This window comes from Croceicoccus gelatinilyticus (genome assembly GCF_018398395.1).
In the GTDB taxonomy this organism is placed as follows: domain Bacteria; phylum Pseudomonadota; class Alphaproteobacteria; order Sphingomonadales; family Sphingomonadaceae; genus Croceicoccus; species Croceicoccus gelatinilyticus.
The window spans coordinates 1-3,718 of the sequence record NZ_JAHCBF010000032.1 but is presented as its reverse complement, the minus strand read 5'-3'; the positions used below and the strand labels follow the sequence as shown (position 1 = coordinate 3,718).

General features: G+C 65.8%; 2 protein-coding genes. Both read left to right on the top strand.

Features of this window, described 5'->3' with window-relative positions; all coding sequences use genetic code 11:
* A partial coding sequence (locus KIH45_RS18935) for a Tn3 family transposase (RefSeq protein ID WP_213177508.1) occupies positions 1–1,510 on the top strand: 1,510 nt, incomplete at its 5' end.
* A gap of 114 nt (positions 1,511–1,624) precedes the next feature.
* A partial coding sequence (locus tag KIH45_RS18930) for a winged helix-turn-helix domain-containing protein (protein WP_213177507.1) occupies positions 1,625–3,718 on the top strand: 2,094 nt, incomplete at its 3' end.

Sequence of the window (3,718 nt, the reverse complement as noted above, 5' to 3'; positions counted from 1 at the left end):
CGACGCCTTCCGGTCCGGTGACATATGGTTGGCGGGATCGCGCCGCTATGGCGACCTCAAGCAGCTTCTGGTCCCGCCACAGGCGATAGAGCAGACCGCGCGGCTCGCCGTGCCGCTGCGGCCCGGCGAATGGCTGGCCGAGCGCAGGGCTCGACTGGATACACGGCTGAAGGAGTTTGGCCGCGCGGCGCGAACCGGCACGATCCCAGGCGGCATCATCGAGAACGGCAAGCTGCACATCGACAAGCTGAGGGCCGACACGCCCGAAGGGGCCGAGGATCTCGTGCTCGATCTCTATCAACAGCTCCCGCCCGCGAGGATCACCGATCTGTTGCTGGAAGTCGATGAGCGAACCGGATTTTCCGAGGCGTTCACGCATCTGCGCACCGGCGCGCCCTGCAGCGACCGGATCGGCCTGATGAACGTGTTGCTGGCGGAAGGCGTCAATCTCGGTTTGCGCAAGATGGCGGCGGCGACCAACACGCACAGCTTCTGGGAATTGCTGCGGATCGCGCGCTGGCATGTCGAAGGCAGCGCCTATGATCGGGCGCTCGCCATGATCGTGGAGGCCCACGCCGCCCTGCCCATGGCCGCCTTCTGGGGACAAGGGCAATCGGCATCCAGCGACGGGCAGTTCTTCCTTGCTACCGAGCAGGGCGAGGCGATGAATCTGATCAACGCGAAATATGGCAACGTCCCGGGCCTCAAGGGATACAGCCATGTGTCCGATCAATATGCGCCGTTCGCAACCCAGGTGATCCCGGCAACGGTCAGCGAGGCTCCCTATATCCTGGACGGGCTGCTCATGAATGACGCGGGCCGCCGCGTTCGCCAGCATTTTGCCGACACGGGCGGCTTCACCGATCATGTGTTCGCCGCCTGCGCCTTGCTCGGCTACAGGTTCGCCCCCCGTATCCGCGATCTCCCTCAGAAAAGACTCTATGCCTTCACGCCCAACGCGACGCCGGCCAATGTGCGAGCGCTGGTCGGAGGTAAGATCAATGAACCGCTCATCGAGCGCAACTGGCCCGACATCCTGCGCATCATGGCGACGATCGCAGCGGGGATCGTCGCCCCCAGCCAGATTCTTCGCAAGCTCGCCTCTTACCCGCGCCAGAATGAGCTGGCCCTCGCATTGCGAGAGGTGGGCCGCATCGAGCGAACCCTGTTCATGATCGACTGGATTCTTGATGCCGGCCTCCAGCGCCAGGCTCAGATCGGCCTCAACAAGGGTGAGGCCCACCACGCCCTAAAGCGCGCCATCAGCTTCCACCGCCGAGGTGAAATCCGGGATCGATCCGGCGAAGGCCAGCACTATCGCATCGCCGGAATGAACCTGCTCGCCGCCATCATCATATTCTGGAACACCATGAAGCTCGGCGAGGTCGTCAATACCCGGGCCGCCAGCGGTACCCATATCGCGCCTGATCTACTCGCCCACGTCTCGCCGTTGGGATGGGAACACATCAATCTAACCGGGGAATATCGCTGGCCCAAATCCTTAGCGTAGGATTCCGCCCCCTCCCGCAAACGCCCCCTAGCTTCACCTTTGGCGAGCGTGCCCCTATTGCCGCTCACGAGACAACGATGGCGCGAATGGCGTTGCGACGGGAGGTGAACCGCAGTGGATGGACAGGAAACGTCCGAAGATGAGGTCGATGCCGGCACGTCGACGACCAACGCGTTCCGCCTGGCCCCACCTCGCTATGCCTTCACCGCGGTCAGGAGCAAGGCGCTGGCGCTCCTTGAGGACAACGCCCTGCCCCGGCTCACCTTGGTCACGGCGCCGCCGGGATATGGGAAGACGGTCATGCTGGCCGAGCTGTTCCGCCTGCGCACCGCGGCAGGCCCGCCCTGTCTGTGGGTGGGCATCGATGCCTACGACAGCGGCCAGGCCTCTGCGATCGACGCTCTGGAGCAGCATCTTGGCCTCGATACCGCGAACGCCCCTCCGGTTTTTGACTATCGGCGCGGACCGTCCACCCGGCAGCGGATCGCGGCAATCGCGCGCGCCCTCGCCGCCTTGCCCGAGCCAGTGGCGATCTTCATCGACAACGCGGATCTAGGCGATGCAGACGCAAATCGGGAGCTGATCGACAGACTGGCTTTCGATGCCGGGTTCGATTGCCACCTGGTGGTCTCGTGCGCCACCGACGCGCCCTTTGATATGCGCCGCGCGATGATGGAGCTGCAGTTGCGGTCGATCGGTCCGGCCGAACTCGGCTTCGGACCCGAGGAGGTGGCGGCGCTGTTCGACGACGCCGGTATGCACGGCTACACGCCGCGTACGATCGCGCAGGTCCTCGCCCAGACCGAGGGCTGGCCGGCCGCGATCCGTCTAATCCAGGTCCTGGCATCCACCGGCAACGGCCCCGCCAGCCTGGACGCGCCCTTTCGCTTCGAGGGCCAGCGACTGGCCGATAGCCTGTTCGAAAACCTGATGAGCCGGTTGCCGGGGGAGCTTCAGCAATTCTTGGCTGAGATCGCGCCATTCGCCAGCTTCTCGCCCGAACTGCTGACATGGTCGGTTGAAGGCCCTCGCGCGGCCGGGTTCCTGGGCTACCTTGTGGACAGGAACATCCTGATCGTGACGCTGGGTGAAGAGGGCCAGTGGTTCCGCTTCCACGCGCTGTTCCGCCGCTACCTGTTGCGGATCGCCGACACGGTGGTGCCCGCCGAGCGCCGACAGCACGTCGCCCGGCGCGGGGCGCAGTGGCTGGAGCGCCAGGGCTTCATCGAGCCGGCGCTCGATCTTGCGGTGCAGGTCGAAGATTCGACATTGTCGGTCCGCTTGCTCGAGAAGCTGTCGTGGAGTCTGGTGCGCCGCAACGGCTACCTGCCCTCGTTCATCGCCTGGGCCGACAAGGTGACGCGCCTGGGCGGCATGCCGGGCACCGAAGCGAGCTTCTGGCTGGCGTGGGCGCTCGTCTTCGAACGCCGCTACGAAGACGCCTCGGCGGCAGTGTCCGACATGGAGGCGAAAATCGAGACGAGTTCGTCGTCAGATGCGCACAAGCGGCTCGCCCGCGCCAAAGCCGGCCTGGCAAGGATCGTGCTCAAGCTGCACATGGACGACATGCGCGCGCTGCAGGCGATCGTGCCCCAGTGGCTAGAGCACGCGTCCGACGCCGATCCGTTCGAACGCGGCGCGGCGGCGGGAACGCTCGCGTTGGCGCTTATGGTCGACAACCAATTCACCGCCGGGCGCAGCGCCGCACGCACGTCGATGTCCGCCGTTGCACCCACCACAAGCATCTACGGCCGGGCCTGGGCCTCCAACATCGCGGCGGCCATCGAGATTGCCGCTTGCGACATCGACAGCGTTGGCGACGTGCTGGACGATCTCGAAGCACAGATGCGGGCGAGCCGGAACGAGGACACGCTGATCGCCGCGGTGACCGCCTGCGTCAAAGCGCGCCTGCTCTACGAGCGTGGCGAACTGGCCACGGCTCTCGAACTTGCCGCGCAGGCGCTGCCGGTCGGCCGGACCTGCGGTTTGCTGGACTTCGTGTGGCTGGGACTGGAGGTGCTCCTCCCCGCCACCGTCCACGCGCAGGACGCGCCGCCGCCGATCGCCCTCGAGCAGTTGCGGCGCGTCGCCTCGGACTATCCCCGGCGGTTGACCAGCCTGCTCGATCTTGCGCTCATCCGGCTTCACTGCGCTGTCGGCGATCCGGCTCATGCGCAGGCGCTCGGCCGACGGGTCGGTATCTGGAGC